The sequence below is a fragment of the Streptomyces sp. NPDC001220 genome (assembly GCF_053597895.1).
On sequence record NZ_JBSFJE010000013.1, the window covers coordinates 178,196 to 199,192 of the forward strand.

The window sequence follows — 20,997 nt, forward strand, 5'->3', positions numbered from 1 at the left end:
TAGGACCAGTCATTTTAGTTATAGCTTCTAACGCAAGCGAGAGCCTCTCTCGCTTGCGGCTGCACCTACCGGGAGATCGTCATGGAGGTCGTCATGGAAACCGCAGGAAACGCCGCACCCCAGGGCACCACCGCAGGCACCCAGCTCGTCGAGGTCGTCCTGCCGGGCATCGTGGAGCCCGAGGGGCTGCAGATCCGGCGCGGGGAGATCCCGGCTCCTGGCGCCGGCCAGATCGTCGTACGCATGGAGGCCACCGGCGTCTCCTTCGCGGAACAGCAGATGCGCCGCGGCCGCTACTACGACCAGCCGCCGTTCCCCTTCGTTCCCGGCTACGACCTGGTCGGCACGGTGCTCACGGCCGGCGCGGGGGTCACGCCCGGGCTCGTCGGCAAGCGGGTGGCGTCCCTGGTCAAGGTGGGCGGCTGGGCCAGTCACGTCGTGCTCGACGCGGCCGACGCCGTGGAGGTGCCGGCCGGGGTCGGCGCGGCGGAGGCCGAGACGCTGGTCGTCAACGGCATCACGGCCTGGCAGATGCTCCACCGCAAGGCCAGGGTGCGGCAGGGCGGAACGATCCTGGTGCACGGCGCCAACGGCGGAGTCGGCACGGTTCTCGTCCAGCTCGCGCGTGCGGCGGGCCTGCACGTCATCGGTACGGCCTCGGCCCGCCACCACGACGCCCTGCGGGAGCTGGGCGTCACCCCGGTCGACTACCGCGCCGAGGACGTCCCGGCCCGGGTCCGTGAACTGGCCCCCGGCGGTGTCGACGCCGTCTTCGACCACCTCGGCGGCCGCAGTGTCGTCGACTCCTGGAATCTCCTCGCCCCCGGCGGCACCCTCGTCGCCTACGGCAGTGCCACCACCCGGGACGACTCGGGCTCCAAGCAACTGCCCGTGCTGAAGATCCTCGGCCGGGTGTGGCTCTGGAACGCGCTGCCCAACGGCCGGCACGCGTACTTCTTCAACGTCTGGGAGGGCCGCGCCCTCGGCAAGGACCGTTTCCGGGCCCGGCTGAGCGCCGACCTCACCCAGGTGTTCGAGTCCCTCCAGCGCGGTGAGGTGACCGCCCGTATCGCCGCCCGGCTGCCCCTCACCCAGGCCGCCGAGGCTCTGCGGCTCGCCGAGTCCGGGACGGTCGCGGGCAAGATCGTCCTCGTGCCGGAAGACGGCGCCGGCACGTCGGCCGCCCCGGTGCGGTGACGACCGTCGACGCGGTGTCGGCCGCAGGTGCAGTGACGACCGGGGGCACGGTGACGGTCGCAGGTGCAGTGATGGCCGAGGGCACGGTGACAGCCGGGGGCACGGTGACGCCCGGCGGCACGGTGACGCCCGGCGGCACGGTGACGGTCGCGGTGACGGCCACTGGCCCGGCGACCGCTCTTCGCGAACGCCCCGTCGTCCTCGAGGACGGGCCGGGGCCGAGGCGGCGGCGAGTCCGGGTTCGTCGCCACGCTCGCCCAAGCCCGCTACGGGAAGACCAGGCCCACCCCGTGCGCGAGCTGGGCGGCCGCGTGCCGGAAGAACCGGTCCCGGTCCTCCACGACCCCCTTGAACTGGCCGAACAGTTCGAACCCGACCAGCCCGAACAGCTGCGCCCACGCCGCGGCCATGGCCACGGCCACCTCCGGCGGGAGGCCCGGCATGAGTTCGTCGGCCATCCGGCGGGCCTCGGGCGCGAGGTCGGCGGGCACGGGGGTACGGGCCAGACCGCGCCGCTCGAACGCGTCGAGCAGGATGCCGATCAGGACGAGGGCGACCCGGGCGGCCGGCTGGATGGTGGTGTCCGGGGCCGAGTAGCCGGGCACCGGCGAGCCGTAGATCAGCGCGTACTCGTGCGGGTGCGCCAGCGCCCAGCCGCGCACCGCCTCGCACACGGTGACCCAGCGCTGCGCCGGTACGGCGTCGGCGGCAGCGGCGGTGGCGTGCGCGGCTTCGGCGGCCTCGCCGAGGGAGTCGTAGGCGTCGATGATCAGCGCGGTGAGCAGGTCGTCACGGCTCGGGAAGTAGCGGTAGAGCGCCGAGGAGACCATGCCGAGTTCGCGCGCGACGGCCCGCAGCGAGAGCTTGGCCGCAGCCTCGGCCGCGAGTTGTCTGCGCGCCTCGCCCTTGATGGCCGCGGTGACTTCCATCCTGGCTCGCGCGCGGGCGCCCTGTGCGGTGCTCATGAAGAGCAGTCTGCCACGCATGTAGAGCGGTGCACACAATGTGGAGCAGTGCACTCGCACTTGAGCACCGCACCCATTTCAGTGCACCGATCCCGAACAGGTGCACCGCACAAAAAAGAGAGCACTGCTCTTGCTTTGGATCGCCGATCTCCCCCACACTGGAGTCAAGCGAGAGCACCGCTCTCCTAAACTGTGGGGGGTCACCGTGTCGACACACGTCCAGAAGCCCGGCTGGTTCACCGTCAACATCTTCAACCGGACGGTGGCCTGGCTGACCCGGCGCGGTATCAGCATCTGGGGCTCCCGTGTCCTCGCCGTCCGTGGACGCAAGAGCGGGGAGTGGCGCACCACCCCCGTGAACCTGCTGACGGTGGACGGGCAGCAGTACCTGCTCGCACCGCGCGGCCACGTCCAGTGGACCCACAACATGCGCGCCGCCGGCGGCGGCGAGCTGCGGCTCGGCAAGAACGTGGACGCCTTCACCGCCACCGAGGTCGCCGACGACGACAAGGTCGAGCTGCTGCGGGCCTACCTGAAGCGCTGGAAGGCCGAGGTCGGCGTCTTCTTCAACGGGGTCGGCCCCGACTCTCCCGACGCCGACCTGCGCCGCATCGCCCCCGACCACCCGGTCTTCCGGATCGCCGTCACGAAGTGACCGAGTCCTCGCTGTCCGTGTCGTCCGCGTCCGCCTCGGCGGCCTTCTCCGAGGCGACGGGCTCCGGGGCCAGGGTGGTGAGAGCGCGCTGGGCGAGCGGGTGGGAGCGGACGAGTTCGCCGAGCGAGGTCCGGCCCTGGGTGATCTCCTTGAACGCGCGCCAGGCGGGGCGGAAACCGGTCAGGGCCGCGTGGAACAGGCCGGGCCTGCGCTCGAACACCGCCAGCATCCGCTTGCCGATACTCATCTCGACGCCGAGGCCGGCCTTGACGGCGAAGGCGTAGTTCAGCGCCTGACGGCGGGTGTCCACCGCGTCGTGCGCCTCGGCGATCCGCACCGCCCACTCCCCCGCGAGCCGCCCGGAGCGCAGCGCGAAGGAGATGCCCTCGCGGGTCCACGGTTCGAGCAGGCCCGCCGCGTCACCGCACACGAGCACCCGGCCGCGGGACAGCGGCGAGTCGTCGGCGCGGCAGCGGGTCAGGTGGCCGGAGGAGATGCTGGGCTCGAAGCCGGCGAGGCCGAGCCGGGCGATGAAGTCCTCCAAGTACCTCTTGGTGGCCGCGCCTTCGCCGCGTGCCGAGATCACGCCGACGGTGAGGGTGTCGCCCTTGGGGAAGACCCAGCCGTAACTGCCGGGCATCGGGCCCCAGTCGATGAGCACCCGCCCCTTCCAGTCCTCGGCGACCGGCTCCGGCACCGGGATCTCCGCCTCCAGACCGAGATCCACCTGGTCGACCTTCACGCCGACGTGGGCGCCTATCCGGCTGGCACTGCCGTCGGCGCCGACGACCGCGCGGGCCAGCAGGGTCTCGCCGCCCTGGAGGACCACGGCGACCGTGCGCCGGTCGGGGACGGCCGAGCCGTGCTGTTCGACGCGCTGCACGGCGGCGCCGGTGCGCAGTTCGGCGCCCGCCTTCTGGGCGTGCTCGACCAGCTGCTGGTCGAACTCGGGCCGGTTGATCAGCCCGAACATCATCTGCTTGGAGCGGCGGGTACGGGTGAACCGTCCGTTGTTGGAGAAGGTGACCGCGTGCACCCGGTCCTTGAGGGGCAGCTCGAAGCCGGGCGGGAGCGCGTCGCGCGAGGGTCCGATGATGCCGCCGCCGCAGGTCTTGTAGCGGGGCAGCTCGGCTTTCTCCAGCAACAGCACGCGCCGTCCCGCGACCGCCGCCGCATAGGCCGCCGAAGCCCCGGCGGGTCCCGCGCCCACCACGACGACGTCCCACACCCGCTGCATGTCGTCCGCCGAAGAATTCTCACCGCTCACGATGGTCCGCTGCTCCGATCAAGCCGTAGAAGCCGTAAGTGCCGTATGCCATATCAAGCCATAGGTGCTGAACCAAGCCGCAGGTGCCGTACGACCCGTGGGTCAGGCCCTGTCCGTCCGTAGCCGCGCACCTACCACCTGTCCCCCGCATCCTACGGCGGAGATCGCCGCAGGCCGCTGTGGGAGGATCCATGTACTCACCAGTTCAACGTCGCACCCACGAGGAGCGTGCCCATGTCGTCCAATCCGGTCGCCGAGACCGTCGCCGCCCTGTTGCCCAGGGCGAAGGCGGAGCTCGCCGAGCTGGTGGCCTTCAAGTCGGTGGCGGACTTCGTCCAGTTCCCGAGGAGCGAGAGCGAGGGCGCCGCGAACTGGGTCGCCGACGCGCTGCGCGCCGAGGACTTCGTGGACGTCGCCGTGCTGGACACCCCGGACGGCACACAGTCGGTGTACGGCTACCTGCCTGGGCCGGAGGGTGCCAAAACGGTCCTGCTGTACGCGCACTACGACGTGCAGCCGCCGCTGGACGAGGCCGCCTGGACCTCCCCGCCGTTCGAGCTGACCGAGCGGGACGGCCGCTGGTACGGGCGCGGCGCCGCCGACTGCAAGGGCGGCGTGATCATGCACCTGCTGGCGCTGCGTGCGCTGAAGGCGAAGGGTGGCGTCCCGGTCAACGTCAAGGTGATCGCCGAGGGCTCCGAGGAGATGGGCACCGGCGGGCTGGAGCGGTATGCCGAGCAGCACCCCGACCTGCTGACGGCGGACACGATCGTCATCGGCGACGCGGGCAACTTCCGGGTCGGCCTGCCGACGGTGACCACGACGTTGCGCGGCATGACCATGCTCCGGGTCCAGATCGACACGCTCCAGGGCAATCTGCACTCCGGGCAGTTCGGCGGTGCCGCCCCGGACGCGCTGGCCGCGCTGATCCGGGTGCTGGACTCGCTGCGCGCCGAGGACGGTTCGACGACGGTCGACGGGCTCGCGCCGGAGTCCGGCTGGGAGGGGCTGGAGTACGACGAGGGGCAGTTCCGCAAGGACGCCAAGGTGCTGGACGGCGTCGGGCTGATCGGCGACGGGTCGGTCGCGGACCGCATCTGGGCGCGTCCGGCGGTCACGGTGCTCGGCATCGACTGCCCGCCCGTGGTCGGCGCCACCCCGTCGGTGCAGGCGAGCGCCCGTGCCCTGGTGAGCCTGCGGGTGCCGCCGGGCGTGGACGCGGCCGAGGCGAGCAAGCTGCTCCAGGCCCATCTGGAGGCGCACACCCCGTGGGGTGCCCGGGTGCGGACCGAGGCGGTCGGCCAGGGCCAGCCGTTCCGTGCCGACACCACCAGCCCGGCGTACCAGGCGATGGCCGACGCGATGGCCGTCGCCTACCCGGGCGAGACGATGCAGTACGCCGGTCAGGGCGGCTCCATCCCGCTGTGCAACACCCTGGCGAGCCTCTACCCGCACGCCGAGATCCTGCTGATCGGGCTGAGCGAGCCGGAGGCGCAGATCCACGCGGTCAACGAGAGCGTGTCTCCCGAGGAACTGGAGCGCCTGTCGGTGGCCGAGGCGCTGTTCCTGCGGAACTACGCGGCGGGCTGAACCGCTCTGCCCACGGCAGAGGGCTCTCGTCCGCGGACGGGGGCCCTCCTACGGTCGGGGCATGGACGTCGTCGAACTGCTCCCCCGGCTGCACCTGCTGCGCTTCCCGGTGGGTCAGGCCTACCTCTGGCACGACCCGGACACCGGTGCCTCGACGCTGGTCGACACCGGCCCGCCCGGCTCGGGCCGGCCGATCTCCGACGCGCTCACCGCGCTGGGGCGGTCCCCTTCCGCGGTACGGCGGATCGTCCTCACCCATTTTCATGAGGACCACGTCGGCGGGGCGGCGGAGTTCGCCGCGCTGAGCGGAGCCGAGGTGCTGGCCCACCGCCTGGACGCTCCGGTGGTCCGGGGCGAACTCCCGGGTCCCCCGCCGGTGTTCGAGGACTGGGAGCTGCCGATCCACGCCGCGGCGGCCGAGTTGCTGCCCGTCGGCGGGCCGGTCCCCCCGGCGGAGGTGACGGAGCTGTCCGACGGGGACGTCCTGGACTTCGGCGGTGGTGCCCGGGTGGTCCATGTCCCCGGGCACACGCACGGCAGCATCGCCCTCCATCTGCCCGCGTACGGTGTGCTGTTCACCGGGGACGCGGTGGCGGCCGCGCCGGCCACCGGTGCGGTGGTGCCCGGGGTGTTCAACCTCGACCGGAACCTGGCCCTCACGTCCTTCCGGCGGCTGGCCGCCCTGGAGACGGAGACGGCGTGCTTCGGCCACGGCGATCCGGTGACCGCCGACGCCTCACAGGTGCTGCGGGAATCCGCGGACACCTACGGACCACCGCGGTGACCATGGGGGCATGACCTACACCGCGCGCCGTATCGCCGCCCACTCCGACATCGCGACCTCGCTGGCCCTGCTGAGCGATGCCGAGCTGGCCGGGCTGGTCGCGGCGGGTGAGCCGCTCGGCACCGGGATCGGCGGCAGAGCGGTGCGGATCACCGTGGACGGCAGGCCGGTGTTCGTGAAGCGGATCCCGCTGACCGACCGGGAGCGGGACCCGCGCCACGCCCGCTCCACCGCGAACCTCTTCGGCCTGCCGCCGTACTGCCACTACGGCGTCGGCGCCATCGGCGGACCGGGGTTCGGTGCCTGGCGGGAGCTGGCCGCGCACGTGGCCACGACGAACTGGGTGCTGGCGGGCCAATTCCCCGGGTTCCCGCTGCTCCACCACCAACGGGTGCTGCCCGACGCCCCGGCCCCGCTGCCCGGTGAACTCGCGGACATCGAAGGGGCGGTGGCCTACTGGGGCGGCTCCACGGGCGTACGGGACCGGATCGAGAGTCTGCGGGACGCCTCCGCGAGCCTGACCCTGTTCCTGGAGCACTTCCCGTACACCCTGCACGACTGGCTGGACGCAGAGCTGCGCACGGATCGCGCGGACTCGGCGTGCGCCTCCACAGCCCGGCGGCTGACGGAGCTGACCGCCTTCCTGGCGAGCGGCCGGCTCCTCCACCTCGACGCCCACTTCCGCAACATCCTCACCGACGGCCGGCAGCTGTACCTCACCGACTTCGGGCTCTCGCTCAGCCCCCGCTTCCGACTGGCTCCGGAGGAGCGGGACTTCCTCGGCCGGCATCGGCACTACGACCTCGCCTACACCACCTACTACCTGGTCATCTGGCTGGTCACCGCGCTGTACGGGTACCGGGGCGAGGAGCGTGCGGAGTTCGTGCGGAGCTGTGCCGGCGGGCGGCACCCCGAGGGCATCCCCCGGGCCGCCGCCGAGCTGCTGGTCCGGCACGCTCCCGTCGCCGTGACCATGGAGGTCTTCTGCCGGGGACTGGAGCGGGAGAGCCGGCTGACGCCGTTTCCGTACCCGGACGGCTACAGCAGCTGAACGTTCTCCGCGTAGTGGCAGGCGACCGGGTTCCCGCCGCCCCGGTCGAGCAGGTCCGGTACCTGTTCGACGCGGGCGGCGCGTTCGCTGTCGGTGAGCTGGCTCGCGCACTCGGGGCAGCGGGTGCGGAAGCGGCAGCCGCTGGGCGGGCGTACCGGGCCGTGTTGAGGACTGCGGTGGACGTCGGATCCGACCGGGCGCAGAGCGGGTTCCGTGCTGTCGCAGGGCTCCCGGCGCAAGATGTCAACCGATCGGGACGCCGGCCTCCAGGTAGAGCGCGGCACCGCGCTCGCGGGCCCGCAGGGCCCAGCGCAGCCGTTCGTAGCGCACCGGGGGCAGCATCTCGGCGGCCTCCTGTTCGGTGACGAAGCGCCAGCCGCGCAGTTCGGGTCCCGGCAGCACCAGCCGGCCGGCCTCGGCGGAGTCCAGCCGGCCGCCGTCGAAGAGCAGCCGCAGGCCTCCGTAGCGGGGCGCTACGGGCTGCTCCCAGTCGACGACCAGCAGCCGCAGCACCTTCTCCAGCCGTAGCCCGGTCTCCTCCTCGACCTCGCGCACGCCCGCCCGCGCGGGGGCCTCGCCGGGCTCGACGACACCGCCCGGGAACTCCCAGCCGGCCTTGTAGGTGGGGTCGACGAGCAGGACGCGGTCCTGCTCGTCGAAGAGGAGCACCCCGGCCGCGAGGGTCTCTGCGGTGGGCTCCGGGGTCTGCACGATGTCGCAGACGGACGCGGCACCCGTGCCGACGGCCTCGGCGATGTACACGGCCGTCTCGTACGGGGTGAGGGCGCTGGTGTCGACGAGATGGGCGTCGGCGCCGATCCAGGAGGCGAGGGCGGCACGGTAGGGCTCGATCCGGTCGTACGACCACTGCCGGACGCGCATCTCGCCGTCCGGCAGGTCGGACGGGATCTCCCGCCCGGCTATTCGCTCGCGCAGGATCGTTTCGGCCGGGGTGAGACACAGATGCCGGACGGCGATCCGGCGGGCGGCGAGGCCGCCGAAGATCTCGTCGCGGTACTCCTGGCGCAGCAACGTCATGGGAACCACCAGGGTCCCGCCCAGCTCGGCCAGCATCGCGGCCGCCGTGTCGATCACCAGCCGTCGCCAGATCGGCAGGTCCTGGAAGTCGCCGGCCTCGGCGAGGTGCTTGGCCGGTAGCAGGTGTGTCAGTGCCCCGCCGATGACCTCGGGGTCGAAGAGCGTGCTGTTCGGGATCAGTTCGATCAGTTCACGTGCGGTGGTGCTCTTCCCCGCACCGAACGCGCCGTTGACCCAGACGATCACGGACTCCCCCTCTTCTGTTGGCCCCCTGAGGCTTGCCCGCTCCACACTGCCACGGAAACCAGTTCCCGTTGAGGGCGCGGAAAACGGAGTGCCGGTGCTCCCTCGGCGGAACACCGGCACCGTCGTTCACTCCTGCCCCGCCGGGCTACTCCTGGCCCAGGAAGTCCCGATCGGTCTGGAAGCTGTCCTCACCCACGAGATGGCCGACGTGCTCCAGGGTGTCCGAGAGGTGCAGGTCGTCGAGCGGGCCGTCGGCGGCGGCGGCATGGGACGGAGTGATGGCGGCCACGACGAATCCGGTGGCCAGGCTGGCGATGGCGAGCATGCTGCGCTTCTTCATGCCCCGTCCAACTACGCGGGCGGCCAGGGGTCACGGGCGGCCCCGCGAGGGGAGCAACGCGGCGGGGCGGCACGTCGGCACGGCGGCGGCGAACGGGCGACGGCCGGCGGTGGGCACCCCGCCGTCGGTCCCACGCGGAAACCGGGTGGCCCCGGCGATCACCGCGCGGCCAAGGTCGGGAGACCCGATCTCCCGACCGCACGGAAAGACCTGCGCCATGAACAGCCCGCGACCGACCACGACCCTCTGGCGCCCCACCGGCCCCGTGGAGCTCGCGCTGGTCCGGGAGCTGGCGTGGCGCGCCTGGCCGCCCCGGCTGCCCGAGCAGCCGATCTTCTACCCGGTGCTCGACGAGGACTACGCGATCAGGATCGCCCGCGACTGGAACGTCAGGCACGACGGCGCCGGCTTCGTGACCCGCTTCGAGGTCGACACGGAGTTCGTCCGCCGCTACCCCGTCCAGCAGGCGGGCGGCAGCACGATCCTGGAGCTCTGGGTGCCCGCCGAGGAGCTGCACGAGTTCAACGCGCACATCGTCGGCACGATCGACGTGGTCCACGAGTTCCGGTGAGGCCGGGTGCCGTCGCCGTACCAGGACATCGGATGTCCTACCGGGCCACCCCACAGGCAGGTCCCAGAGACCTCACAGGCTCTCGGGTTCGCCAATCAACACAACCCAACGCGCGCGACGGTGCCCCCTCCCCAACAGGCCCCACAAGCAGGCCAGTACGAGAACTGGAGCAACCTTCACCGCTTCCCTTCCAACACAGCTCAACAGCTCCTACCATAAGCGCGCACCGATGACGCCTCCCTGTCGTCATCCCACCTTTCGCGAGTCGGAGGAGCGTAACGATGCGTCACCCTCACACCCGCACAACCCGCCGAAGAGTGGTCGGAGCACTGGCCGCGGCACTGCTGTGCACCGCGGGCCTCGCCGCACCCGCCGTCGCCGGCGGCGGGGCCGCCGGCTCGCCCGCCCCCGCCGACGGTCTCGCCCTCACCCCGCCGATGGGCTTCAACAACTGGAACTCCACGCACTGCGGTGCGGACTTCGACGAGACCATGGTCGAGGGCATCGCGGACCTCTTCGTGGCGAAGGGCCTCAAGGACGCCGGCTACCGGTACGTCAACCTCGACGACTGCTGGGCCCTGCCGAGCCGCGACGCGGACGGCAGGCTGGTCCCGGACCCGGCCCGCTTCCCCCACGGCATCAAGGCGGTCGCCGACTACGTGCACGCCAAGGGCCTCAAGCTCGGCATCTACACCAGCGCGGGCACCAGGACCTGCAACGAGGCGGGCTTCCCGGGCGCCCTCGGCCACGAGTACAGCGATGCCCGGCAGTTCGCCGACTGGGGTGTCGACTATCTCAAGTACGACAACTGCAACAACCAGGGCGTGGACGCCAAGCAGCGCTACCTCACCATGCGGGACGCGCTGAAGGCGACCGGGCGGCCCATCGTCTACAGCATCTGCGAATGGGGCGAGAACAAGCCCTGGGAGTGGGCCTCGGACGTCGGCCAGCTGTGGCGCACCACCGGGGACATCAGCGACAGCTGGGGCTCGATGGTGTCGATCCTGAAGCAGAACCTGCCGCTCGCGCCCTACGCGGGCCCCGGGCACTGGAACGACCCGGACATGCTGGAGGTCGGCAACGGCGGCATGACCGACACCGAGTACCGCTCGCACTTCTCGATGTGGTCGATGATGGCCGCCCCGCTGCTCATCGGCACCGACCTGCGCAAGGCCTCCCCGGCGACCTTCGACATCCTGGACGACAAGGAGGTCATCGCCGTCGACCAGGACCCGCTCGGCAAGCAGGGCACGGTGCTCTCCTCTGCCGGCGGACGCTGGGTCGTGACCAAGGAGTTGCAGGACGGCAGCCGCGCGGTCGCCCTCTTCAACGAGTCCAACTCCCCCCAGCGCATCGCGACCACCGCCCAGGCGGCCGGCCTCCCGAACGCGCCCGCCTACACCCTGCGCGACCTGTGGCGGCACCGGAGCTACAACACCGCGGGCACCCTCTCCGCGGTCGTCCCGGCACACGGCACCGTCCTGGTCCGGGTCGCCGCCGACCGGCACTGGGCGGCCAACCCGCCGGCCGTCGAACTCGGCCTGACCGGCAGCCGGTTCGTCGAGCCGGGCAGCACGGCCGCGCTCACCACCTCCGTCACCGACCTCGGCCGCAGCACCGCCCACAAGGTCTCCGTGACGCTCACCGGCCCCCGGGGCTGGACCGTCACCGCGACCTCGCCGACCAGGTCCGCGGCACTGCCGACCGGCCGCGCCCTGCGCACCGGCTGGAAGGTGACCGCTCCCGCGGGGACGCCGAAGGGGTCCTACGACCTCGGGCTCCGGACGCGTTACCGGTCGCCGGCCGGCGTGCGCGCCGAGAGCACCATGACGATCACGACGACCGTCGCGGACCCGCCGCCCGCCGGAAGCTCCTATCTCAGCGACCTTCCCTGGCTGTCGGCCGACAACGGCTGGGGCCCCGTGGAGCGCGACACCAGCAACGGGGAGACCGCCGCGGGCGACGGGCATCCGATCACCGTCGGCGGGGTGGTGTACGCCAAGGGGCTCGGCACCCATGCTCCTAGCCAGGTCGACTACTACACCGGCAAGGCGTGCGAGAAGGTCACCGCCGAGGTCGGCGTGGACGACGAGGAGGCCGCCGCCGGAAGCGTCTCCTTCGAGGTCTGGGCGGACGGCACGAAGGTCGCGTCGACCGGCGTCCTGACCACGGACATGCCCGCCCAGCCGCTCACCGCCGACGTCACCGGCGCCGAGGTCGTCAGCCTCGTCGTCACCGACGGCGGGAACGGCGTCACCTCCGACCACGGCGACTGGGCGGACGCGCGGATCACCTGCTGACGGCCCGCGGACACCGCCTCACACGTCCCGGCCGGCCGTCCCCGAGCGGCCCGGTCGGCCGGACCTGAACCCCGGCCGACCGGGCCTGAACGTTCCTGCCGCGTATCGCGGCCGCCTCAGACGCCGGCCGCCGTCACGTCCGTGCCCATCCGCGCCAGTGCGGCCGCCGCGGCGCCCACCAGTCCCGCGTCCGTGCCCATCTGGGCCGGCACGATCGTCAGGCGCTGCACGAAGGAGAGGGTCGCGTAGTCGGTGAGGGCCTTGCGCAGCGGCGTGAAGAGGATGTCCCCCGCCTTGCCCACCCCGCCGCCGATCACCGCGATGTCGATCTCGACCAGGGTCGCGGTGGCCGCGATCCCGGCCGCCAGCGCCTGCGCGGCCCGCTCGAAGGACGCCACCGCGACCGGGTCGCCGGTCCGGGCCGCGTCCGCGACCGCCGCCGCCGAGGCGTCGCCGTCGGGACCCGGCTGCCAGCCGCCCTCCAGCGCGCGCCGGGCGATGTTCGGGCCGCTCGCGATGCGTTCCACGCAGCCGCGCGATCCGCAGGGACAGGGGTCCCCGTCGAGGTCGACGCTGATGTGGCCGATGTGGCCCGCGTTGCCGGTCGGCCCGGGGTGCAGTTTCCCGCCGAGCACCAGGCCGCCGCCGACGCCCGTCGACACCACCATGCACAGCGCGTTGTCGTGGCCGCGCGCCGCGCCCTGCCAGTGTTCGGCGGCCGTGATGGCGACGCCGTCGCCGATCAGCTCGACCGGCAGCCCGCCGGCGGCCGCACGGACCCGCTCGACGAGCGGGAAGTCCCGCCAGCCCGGCACGTTGACCGGACTCACGGTGCCGGCGGAGGCGTCCACCGGGCCCGCGCTGCCGATCCCGAGCGAGCCGGCCCTTCCCCACAGGGGTGAACCGGCGAGTTCGCCGACCACCTCCTCGACGGCCCCCATGACCGTCTCGCCGTCCTGCTGGGCGGGCGTCGCGCGCTGGGCACGCGCCTGGATCCGTCCGTGACCGTCCACCAGTGCGCCGGCGATCTTTGTGCCGCCGATGTCGAGGGCCGCCACGAGGTCGGTGTGCATCAGAGTCAGATCTCCCCGTCAACCATGAGTAACCGAGTGAAAGGCAGCCGTCCAGCGGTGGGGGCGCGGGCCGGAGATTGCGGTGGACAGTCTCCCTCGCATCTGACAACGTTGTCCAGGCTCTATGCTCGACGCCACATCCTCATACAAACCCATGGACCTGTGCATCCCCCGTGGACAACAGGAATCCCACCGTGGACGACAGGACAGGACGCCGCATCGTGCCCGAGACCTCCCGCCGCGCAGACCGTCTTCCCGGCTCCCGTTACGGGACCCGGCCGACGATGAAGGACGTGGCTGCGCGCGCCGGTGTCGGCCTGAAGACGGTGTCCCGGGTGGTCAACGGCGAGCCGGGGGTGACCCCGGACACCGAGCGCCGGGTCCAGGAGGCGATCGACGCGCTCGGCTTCCGCCGCAACGACAGCGCACGGGTGCTGCGCAAGGGCCGTACCGCGAGCATCGGTCTGGTGCTGGAGGATCTCGCCGACCCGTTCTACGGCCCGCTCAGCCGCGCCGTCGAGGAGGTGGCCCGGGCCCATGGCGCGCTGCTGATCAACGGCTCCAGCGCCGAGGACCCGGACCGGGAACAGGAGTTGGCGCTCGCGCTGTGCGCGCGGCGGGTGGACGGGCTGGTGGTGATCCCGGCCGGGGACGACCACCGTTATCTGGAGCCGGAGATCAGGGCGGGCGTGGCCACGGTGTTCGTGGACCGCCCGGCCGGGAAGATCGACGCCGACGTGGTGCTGTCCGACAACTACGGCGGGGCCCGTGACGGGGTCGCCCATCTGATCGCGCACGGCCACCACCGGATCGGCTTCATCGGTGACATGCCCCGCATCCACACGGCGGCGGAACGGCTGCGCGGCTACCGGGCCGCGATGGAGGACGCCGGGATATCCGTCGAGCCGGCGTGGACCTCCCTCGGCATGACGGACCCGGAGCGGGTGCGCCGGGCCGCCGAGGAGATGCTGTCCGGGCCCGCCCCGGTGACCGCGATCTTCACGGGCAACAACCGGGTGACCGTCACCGTGATCCGGCTTCTCGCCGAGCGGACCCGCCCGGTCGCACTCGTCGGCTTCGACGACATCGAGCTGGCCGATCTGCTGCATCCGGGCCTCACGGTCGTCGCCCAGGACGCGGCCCTGCTCGGCCGTACGGCCGCCGAGCGGCTCTTCCGTCAGCTGGACGGCACTCTCCTGGCACCGGAGCGCATCGAGCTGCCGACCCGGCTGGTCACCCGCGGCTCGGGCGAGCTGCCGCCCTCGGAGTGAGCGGCACATGAGCGGCCGTACGCTCGCGGAGCTGGGCCTCGACCAGGCACCGCGCGACCACCCGCTGAGCTACCCCGGCGCCTGGCCCGCCGACTCCGGACTCCTCGACGGCGACCGGCTGTTGCCGCTGGACCGGCTGGTGCACGACGACGGCCGGGTACCGGTGCTCGCGGTCGGCTCCAACGCCTCCCCCGCCCAACTCCAGCACAAGATGGCCGAGTCCGGAGTGACGGGGCCGATCCCCATGGTGCGCACCCGGGTGACGGGCCTGGACGTGGGCGTCTCCGCGCACGTCAGCCGGCTCGGCTATGTCTCGGCGTCCCCGCTCCACTCCCCCACCGCGGTACGGGAGTTGTTCGTCGTCTGGCTGGACGGGCCCCAGCTGGAGGTGATCGACGCGAGCGAGGGCGTACCGCTGCCGGGCGGCAACTTCGGCCGGGCGTGGCTGCCCGCCCCGCACGTGCGCGTCGCCCTCGCGGACGGCACCACGCTCCCCGGCGTCCACACCTACGTCAACCGGCACGGCGTCCTGCACGACGGCACCGGCACGCCTCGCCGCCACCCCGGCGAGCACGCCCTCCTCACCGAACTCCTCGAGGAATCAGCCGGGTTGAGGGAGCTGTTCGGTGTCACCCCCGAGGAGTTCTGCACGCGTGCGCGGGCCGACGCCGAACTGTGCCGCCGGGGTACCCGGTTGTTCGCCGAGCGCAAGTGGGCGGTCGCGTCGGGCCTGGAGCGGTACCTGCGCGTCGAGCGGACGGGAGGTCCGGGGACCGGCTCGTCGTCGGCGCCGTCCTCGACGTAGACGCCGCTGATGTACACGCCGGTGCTGCCGCTCTCGCCGGCCCTGGCCCACCGGACGTCGGTCCGCCTGCCGTGGGTCTCCCGGCGGCCCGGATCTCCCGCACCCGGATACGCCGGCCGCTAGTTGCCGGAGGCCGTCAGGTCGCCGCGTCGGGGTGCCGCGAAGCCCTCCAGGTCGGCTCGGGTCAGACCGGTCAGCCGGGCCACCTCGGCGATGTCGAGGGCGCCGCAGTCCAGTCCGCGCAGCAGGTAGCCGCTGAGGGCCTTGGCGGTGGCCGGCTCGTCCATGACGTCGCCGCCGGTGCGGTTGGCGTACCGGGCGAGCCGGGCGGCGGCCTGCTCGAAACCCTCGCGGTAGAAGGCGAACACGGCCGCGTACCGGGTCGGGATGTGGCCGGGGTGCATGTCCCAGCCCTGGTAGTAGGCGCGGGCCAGGGCGCGCCGGGTGAGCCCGTAGTGCAGCCGCCAGGCGTCGTGCACCTTCGCGGTGGGGCCGACCGGCAGCACGTTGGTGGAACCGTCCGACACGCGTACGCCGGTACCGGCGGCCGCGACCTGCATGACCGCCTTGGCGTGGTCGGCGGCCGGGTGGTCGCTGGCCTGGTAGGCGGCGGAGACGCCGAGGCAGGCGCTGTAGTCGAAGGTGCCGTAGTGCAGTCCGGTGGCGCGGCCCTCGGCGGCCTGGATCATCCGGGCGACGGTGGCGGTGCCGTCGGTGGCGAGGATGGACTGGCTGGTCTCGATCTGGATCTCGAAGCCGATCCTGCCCGCCTCCAGGCCGTGCGCCTTCTCGAAGGCCTCCAGGAGCCTGGCCATCGCGGTGACCTGCTCGGGGTAGGTCACCTTCGGCAGGGTCAGCACCAGGCCCTCGGGCAGCCCGCCGGCCGCCATCAGCCCGGTGAGGAAGATGTCGAGGGTGCGGATGCCCCGGTCGCGCACCGCGGCCTCCATGCACTTCATCCGGATGCCCATGTACGGCGCCGCCGTCCCCTCGGCATACGCCTCGGCGATCAGCCGCGCGGCCCGGGCCGCCGTCTCGTCCTCCTCGGCGTCGGGGCGGGGGCCGTAGCCGTCCTCGAAGTCGACGCGCAGATCCTCGATCGGCTCGCGCTCCAGTTTGGCGCGGACCCGGGAGTGGACGGGCTCGGCGAGTTCGTCGGACAGGCCGAGGACGGCCGCGAAGGAGGCGGCGTCGGGGGCGTGTTCGTCCAGGGCGGCCAGCGCCCGGTCGCCCCAGGAGCGGATGGTGTCCGCGGCGAAGGCGTCACCGGGGACGTACACGGTGTGGACGGGCTGACGGGTGCCGGGGTCGCCCGGGTAGCGGCGCTCCAGTTCGGCGTCGACCGGCGCGAGGGAGGCGCTGATCTCCTCGCTGACGGCGCCCGCGAGACTCGTCGCCACCTTCTGCTGCTGGCCCTGGCCCATCCCACACCCTCCTGTTTTCCACTGTACGGAATCAACAATCCGTTGAATGAAGTTATCCGGGCGCCTTCGGGATGGTCAACACCATGTCCACCGTGCGACACGCCCCCATCTGGGCATGTTCACGCTCGACTCACACCTGGGTAGCACACTCTCTGCGCAGGACTCGCCTCACGCACGCCGCGCCCGGCCGTCGCCACCGAAGGAGCACCCGTGCCGAACCAGCGCCGAGTCACCCGCCGTCTGGGCCTGAAGATCCTGTTGGCCGCGGCGGTCACCGTGCCCCTCTCCAGCGCCGCGGTCTCCGCCTCGTCCGCCTCCTCCAGGCCGTCCGCCACCCTGCGGGCCGGGCGGGCGACCCCTTCGACTCCGCCGCGGCGCGCGCCCCGGCTCGACGTCATGACCTTCAACCTGCGGTACGCCGACGACGCCGAGCCCAACAGCTGGGCCGACCGCCGCCCCGTGATGCGCGAACTGCTGCACCGCGCGCACCCCCAGGTCATCGGCACCCAGGAAGGCCTTTACCAGCAACTGCGCGACATCGACGCCGACCTGGGACCGCACTACGACTGGATCGGCACCGGCCGCGAGGGCGGCAGCCGGGACGAGTCCACGGCGATCTACTACGACATCCGGCGCCTGGCCCCTCTGGAGCACTACACCTTCTGGCTCTCCGACACCCCGGAGGTCATCGGATCCAACACCTGGAACGCCGCCTTCCCCCGCATCGTCACCTGGGTCCGGTTCCGCGATCTCGCCGACGACGGCCGGGAGTTCTACGTCGCCAACACCCACTTCGACCAGAAGAGCCAGTACGCCCGCGAGCGCAGCGCGACCCTGCTCACCCAGCGGATCGCGGAGTTCGACCCCGCGCTGCCGGTCGTGGTGACCGGCGACTTCAACGCCGCCGCGCACAAGAACCCGGCCTACGACACCCTGGTGGACTCCGGGCTCGTGGACGCCTGGGACGCGGCGGAGCGGCGCGGCACCCTGTACGGCACCTTCCACGGCTACCACCGGCTGAAGCAGGACGGCGACCGTATCGACTGGATCCTGACCTCGCCGGGTGTGACGACGCACCAGGCGACGATCGACACCTTCTCGATGCACGGCCAGTTCCCCAGCGACCATCTGCCCGTGCAGGCCTCGCTGAGCCTGCGCTGAGACCACGAGGCCCCCGTGACCGGTGTCGGTCACGGGGGCCTCGGACAGCCTCGCGGTGATCAGCCCTTGCGGGTGTTGATCTCCTCGGTGAGCTGGGGGACGACGTCGAAGAGGTCGCCGACCACGCCGAAGTCGACCAGCTCGAAGATCGGGGCCTCGGCGTCCTTGTTGACCGCCACGATGGTCTTGGAGGTCTGCATGCCCGCGCGGTGCTGGATGGCGCCGGAGATGCCGTTGGCGATGTACAGCTGCGGGGACACGGACTTGCCGGTCTGGCCGACCTGGTTGGTGTGCGGGTACCAGCCGGCGTCGACGGCGGCACGCGAGGCGCCCACGGCCGCGCCGAGGGAGTCGGCGAGCGCCTCGATGATGGCGAAGTTCTCGGCGCCGTTGACGCCGCGGCCGCCGGAGACCACGATCGCGGCCTCGGTCAGCTCCGGACGCCCCGTCGACTCACGCGGGGTGCGGCCGGTGACCTTGGTGCCGGTGGCCTTGTCGGAGAAGGTCACCGCGAGGGCCTCGACCGCACCGGCGGCCGGGGCGGCCTCCACGGCGGCGCTGTTGGGCTTGACCGTGATGACCGGAGCGCCCTGGGTGATACGGGACTTGGTGGTGAAGGAGGCGGCGAACACCGACTGGGTGGCCACCGGGCCCTCGTCGCCGGCTTCCAGGTCGACGGCGTCGGTGATGACGCCCGAGCCGATGCGCAGCGCGAGACGCGCGGCGATCTCCTTGCCCTCCGCGGAGGAGGGGACCAGCACGGCGGCCGGGGAGACGGCCTCGACGGCGGCCTGCAGCGCGTCGACCTTCGGCACGACGAGGTAGTCGGCGTACTCGGACGCGTCGTGGGTGAGGACCTTGACCGCGCCGTGCTCGGCGAGGGCGGCGGCGGTGTCGGCGGCGCCGTTGCCGAGGGCGACGGCGACGGGCTCGCCGATCCGGCGGGCCAGGGTCAGAAGCTCCAGGGTGGGCTTGCGGACGGCACCGTCCACGTGGTCGACGTAGACGAGGACTTCAGCCATGGGAATGCTCTCCTGCTTGCGAAAGTTGAGGGGCGGCGGTCAGCTACTGCAGGACTCAGATGAACTTCTGGCCCGCGAGGCTGCATCAAACGAATTTGCGCTCCGCGAGAAAGGCGGCGAGCTGCTTGCCGCCCTCGCCCTCGTCCTTGACGATCGTGCCGGCCGTGCGGGCCGGACGGGCGGTCGCGGTCTCCACCGCGCTCCAGGCACCCTCCAGACCGACTTCCTCGGCCTCGATGTCCAGGTCGGACAGGTCCCAGGACTGAACCGGCTTCTTCTTCGCGGCCATGATGCCCTTGAAGGACGGGTAACGCGCCTCACCCGACTGGTCGGTCACCGACACCACCGCCGGAAGCGAGGCCTCCAGCTGCTCGCTGGCGGCGTCGCCGTCCCGGCGGCCCTTCACGGTGCCGTCCTCGACCGTGACCTCGGAGAGCAGGGTGACCTGCGGGACACCCAGCCGCTCGGCCAGCAGGGCCGGGACCACACCGGCGGTGCCGTCGGTGGAGGCCATACCGGAGACCACCAGGTCGAAGCCGGCCTTCTCGATCGCCTTGGCCAGCACCAGCGAGGTACCGATCACGTCGCTGCCGTGCAGGTCGTCGTCCTCGACGTGGATCGCCTTGTCCGCGCCCATGGACAGCGCCTTGCGCAGCGCGTCCTTCGCGTCCTCGGGGCCCACGGTCAGGACGGTGACCTCGACGTCGTCGTCGGAGTTCTCGGCGATCTGCAGCGCCTGCTCGACCGCGTACTCGTCCAGTTCGGAGAGCAGACCGTCCACGTCGTCACGGTCGACGGTCAGGTCATCGGCGAAGTGCCGGTCGCCAGTGGCGTCGGGCACGTACTTCACAGTGACAACGATCCTCAGGCTCACGCCGGCTCTCCTACTGCATCGTCTTTTCTGGCCTGCCTCTTGAAGGCAGCATAGGCGCCTCAAGCGGCTCATCCCGGTCGGGGCGGCCGCGCGCTCCGAACGAAATATTACTCGTCAGTACACCCAGTTCGTACCCGCTAAGCAAGCGCTTTGAACTGTGACCTTCGCAACGCAGCGTAACCGGAACTCGACGCACTCGCAGAACGAGGAGCGCGTGATCAATCACGCAATCCGTTGAAACCACCCTGGTGATAGAGGAGCGGCCGGCCGGCCCGGGAGGGATCCCCGACGACCACCTCGGCCAGCACGATGCGATGGTCGCCGGCCGGTACCCGTGCGACGACCCGGCACACCAGCCAGACCAGCACGTCGTCGAGGACCGGAACCCCCGCATGACCCTCGCGCCAACTGGTGGGCGCCCCGAACCGGTCGGCGCCGCTGCGCGCGAAGGTGGCCGCGAGCTCGGCCTGGTGCTCGCCGAGGATATGAACGCCTATGTGCTCGGCGGTGGATATCGCGGGCCAGCTGGAGGCGCCCGTGCCGACGCCGAAGGAGAGCATCGGCGGCTCGGCGGAGACGGAGGTGAGGGAGGTGGCGGTGAAGCCGACCGGGCCGCCGGCCCCGCGCGCGGTGATCACCGCGACTCCGGCGGCGTGCCGCCGGAAGGCTGAGCGGAGCAGGTCGGGAGAGGCGAGCCGGGAGGTGCCGAGCTCGGGCGTGGCCGTCATGGAGTATTCCTTCTGAGGGAGGCGGCGTTCGGGTCCGGGGCTGTTCAGCGACCCGGACAGCGCGCGCTCGCGGTGCGGGCCAGGTCGACGTGGACCCGCCCGAAGAGAAGGAGTTCATGGGGCATACGGTCAGGCTGACGATAGGTGGTACGCCCAGTCAAGTACGTTCCGCGATTTGGGAGCTGCCCCTCCGTCATCGGCACGTCCGTCAGACCGCCTCTCCCAGCGCGGCGATGACGTCCGCCTTCCGGGGCTGCCCGGTGGCCCGCCGCACCACCCGGCCTTCCGCGTCCAGCACCAGCACGGTGGGCGTCTTGAGGATCTCCAGTTCGCGCACCAGGTCCAGGCGGGCCTCGGCGTCGATCTCGACGTGGGTGACCCCGGGGACCATCTCGGCGACCTCGCCGAGCACCCGCCGGGTGGCCCGGCAGGGGGCGCAGAAGGCGCTGGAGAACTGCACCAGCGTTGCCCGTCCGCCCAGTTCGCCGCCGAGTTCGGCCGCTCCGAGCCGCTTGCCGTCGTCCCGCCCGCGCACCCTCACCCTCCCGCTCCGCCGCTTGTGCAGCACTCCGTAGACGCTCGCCGCCGCGAGCACCGCCGCGCACACCATCAGTCCGGTCATCACGCGCACCAGC

Annotated in this window: 21 protein-coding genes; 10 read left to right on the plus strand and 11 right to left on the minus strand. The window is 71.9% G+C overall.

The genetic code is table 11. From position 1 onward, the window contains the following. Positions 1-93: 93 nt before the first annotated feature. Positions 94-1,197, plus strand: a complete 1,104-nt coding sequence (locus tag ACWDGI_RS29495) for a medium chain dehydrogenase/reductase family protein (protein ID WP_450764068.1) — start codon at positions 94-96, stop codon at positions 1,195-1,197. 266 nt (positions 1,198-1,463) lie between these two features. Here ACWDGI_RS29495 and ACWDGI_RS29500 read toward each other — a convergent pair whose 3' ends face one another. After that, positions 1,464-2,162, minus strand: coding sequence for a TetR/AcrR family transcriptional regulator (locus ACWDGI_RS29500; RefSeq protein ID WP_450764070.1), 699 nt, complete (start codon positions 2,160-2,162; stop codon positions 1,464-1,466). A 205-nt stretch (positions 2,163-2,367) separates the two neighbouring features. Here ACWDGI_RS29500 and ACWDGI_RS29505 point away from each other — a divergent pair, with 205 nt between their 5' ends. Next, on the plus strand, positions 2,368-2,817 hold the full coding sequence (locus tag ACWDGI_RS29505) for a nitroreductase family deazaflavin-dependent oxidoreductase (RefSeq protein ID WP_450764072.1): 450 nt from the start codon (positions 2,368-2,370) through the stop codon (positions 2,815-2,817). Here ACWDGI_RS29505 and ACWDGI_RS29510 read toward each other — a convergent pair. Then, entirely contained in the window at positions 2,807-4,084 is a 1,278-nt protein-coding gene (locus ACWDGI_RS29510; RefSeq protein ID WP_450764074.1) for a geranylgeranyl reductase family protein, read from the minus strand. The two genes, ACWDGI_RS29505 and ACWDGI_RS29510, sit on opposite strands and share 11 nt — an antisense overlap. A 234-nt stretch (positions 4,085-4,318) precedes the next feature. On the opposite strand from ACWDGI_RS29510, the gene ACWDGI_RS29515 reads away from it, so the two are divergent. From ACWDGI_RS29515 to ACWDGI_RS29525, 3 genes are all read left to right on the plus strand, one after another. Further along, positions 4,319-5,674: a M20/M25/M40 family metallo-hydrolase gene (locus tag ACWDGI_RS29515; protein ID WP_450764076.1), complete on the plus strand. Its 1,356-nt coding sequence runs from the start codon at positions 4,319-4,321 to the stop codon at positions 5,672-5,674. Positions 5,675-5,735: 61 nt separating this feature from the next. Next, positions 5,736-6,458, plus strand: a complete 723-nt coding sequence (locus ACWDGI_RS29520) for an MBL fold metallo-hydrolase (protein WP_450764078.1) — start codon at positions 5,736-5,738, stop codon at positions 6,456-6,458. A gap of 10 nt (positions 6,459-6,468) precedes the next feature. Next, positions 6,469-7,509, plus strand: a complete 1,041-nt coding sequence (locus ACWDGI_RS29525) for a protein kinase family protein (protein ID WP_450764080.1) — start codon at positions 6,469-6,471, stop codon at positions 7,507-7,509. On the opposite strand, the gene ACWDGI_RS29530 is transcribed toward ACWDGI_RS29525, so the two are convergent. From ACWDGI_RS29530 to ACWDGI_RS29540, 3 genes are all read right to left on the minus strand, one after another. Beyond that, positions 7,497-7,748 carry a hypothetical protein gene (locus ACWDGI_RS29530; RefSeq protein WP_450764082.1) on the minus strand — a complete coding sequence of 84 codons (252 nt, stop codon included), beginning with the start codon at positions 7,746-7,748 and terminating at the stop codon, positions 7,497-7,499. The genes ACWDGI_RS29525 and ACWDGI_RS29530 overlap by 13 nt on opposite strands. A 4-nt stretch (positions 7,749-7,752) precedes the next feature. Next, complete coding sequence (locus ACWDGI_RS29535) at positions 7,753-8,793, minus strand: NUDIX hydrolase (RefSeq protein WP_450764084.1); 1,041 nt, start codon at positions 8,791-8,793, stop codon at positions 7,753-7,755. A 145-nt stretch (positions 8,794-8,938) separates the two neighbouring features. Next, the gene (locus tag ACWDGI_RS29540; RefSeq protein ID WP_450764086.1) at positions 8,939-9,133 is read right to left on the minus strand and encodes a hypothetical protein; all 195 of its coding nucleotides are present in this window, start codon (positions 9,131-9,133) and stop codon (positions 8,939-8,941) included. Between the two features lie 217 nt (positions 9,134-9,350). On the opposite strand from ACWDGI_RS29540, the gene ACWDGI_RS29545 reads away from it, so the two are divergent. Both ACWDGI_RS29545 and ACWDGI_RS29550 read left to right on the plus strand, forming a co-directional pair. Then, a complete protein-coding gene (locus ACWDGI_RS29545) occupies positions 9,351-9,704 on the plus strand; it encodes a hypothetical protein (protein ID WP_450764088.1) in 354 nt (117 codons plus the stop codon). A 281-nt stretch (positions 9,705-9,985) separates the two neighbouring features. Continuing rightward, positions 9,986-12,004, plus strand: coding sequence for an NPCBM/NEW2 domain-containing protein (locus ACWDGI_RS29550; RefSeq protein ID WP_450764090.1), 2,019 nt, complete (start codon positions 9,986-9,988; stop codon positions 12,002-12,004). Between the two features lie 116 nt (positions 12,005-12,120). On the opposite strand, the gene ACWDGI_RS29555 is transcribed toward ACWDGI_RS29550, so the two are convergent. Continuing rightward, complete coding sequence (locus tag ACWDGI_RS29555) at positions 12,121-13,077, minus strand: ROK family protein (RefSeq protein WP_450764092.1); 957 nt, start codon at positions 13,075-13,077, stop codon at positions 12,121-12,123. A gap of 221 nt (positions 13,078-13,298) precedes the next feature. On the opposite strand from ACWDGI_RS29555, the gene ACWDGI_RS29560 reads away from it, so the two are divergent. Further along, a complete protein-coding gene (locus ACWDGI_RS29560) occupies positions 13,299-14,348 on the plus strand; it encodes a LacI family DNA-binding transcriptional regulator (protein ID WP_450764359.1) in 1,050 nt (349 codons plus the stop codon). Positions 14,349-14,355: 7 nt separating this feature from the next. Continuing rightward, complete coding sequence (locus ACWDGI_RS29565) at positions 14,356-15,153, plus strand: hypothetical protein (protein ID WP_450764094.1); 798 nt, start codon at positions 14,356-14,358, stop codon at positions 15,151-15,153. A 119-nt stretch (positions 15,154-15,272) separates the two neighbouring features. Here ACWDGI_RS29565 and ACWDGI_RS29570 read toward each other — a convergent pair whose 3' ends face one another. Continuing rightward, positions 15,273-16,577, minus strand: a complete 1,305-nt coding sequence (locus tag ACWDGI_RS29570) for a DUF6986 family protein (RefSeq protein WP_450764095.1) — start codon at positions 16,575-16,577, stop codon at positions 15,273-15,275. A gap of 210 nt (positions 16,578-16,787) precedes the next feature. Between ACWDGI_RS29570 and ACWDGI_RS29575 the strand changes: the two genes are divergently transcribed. Next, positions 16,788-17,738, plus strand: a complete 951-nt coding sequence (locus ACWDGI_RS29575) for an endonuclease/exonuclease/phosphatase family protein (protein ID WP_450764096.1) — start codon at positions 16,788-16,790, stop codon at positions 17,736-17,738. 59 nt (positions 17,739-17,797) lie between these two features. Here ACWDGI_RS29575 and ACWDGI_RS29580 read toward each other — a convergent pair whose 3' ends face one another. The 4 genes from ACWDGI_RS29580 to ACWDGI_RS29595 form a co-directional block, all read right to left on the minus strand. Further along, on the minus strand, positions 17,798-18,760 hold the full coding sequence (locus tag ACWDGI_RS29580; RefSeq protein ID WP_450764098.1) for an electron transfer flavoprotein subunit alpha/FixB family protein: 963 nt from the start codon (positions 18,758-18,760) through the stop codon (positions 17,798-17,800). 85 nt (positions 18,761-18,845) lie between these two features. Then, a complete protein-coding gene (locus ACWDGI_RS29585) occupies positions 18,846-19,634 on the minus strand; it encodes an electron transfer flavoprotein subunit beta/FixA family protein (RefSeq protein ID WP_450764100.1) in 789 nt (262 codons plus the stop codon). Positions 19,635-19,852: 218 nt separating this feature from the next. After that, complete coding sequence (locus ACWDGI_RS29590) at positions 19,853-20,362, minus strand: flavin reductase family protein (RefSeq protein WP_450764102.1); 510 nt, start codon at positions 20,360-20,362, stop codon at positions 19,853-19,855. A gap of 208 nt (positions 20,363-20,570) precedes the next feature. Beyond that, positions 20,571-20,984 carry a TlpA family protein disulfide reductase gene (locus ACWDGI_RS29595; RefSeq protein WP_450764361.1) on the minus strand — a complete coding sequence of 138 codons (414 nt, stop codon included), beginning with the start codon at positions 20,982-20,984 and terminating at the stop codon, positions 20,571-20,573. Positions 20,985-20,997: the final 13 nt, after the last annotated feature.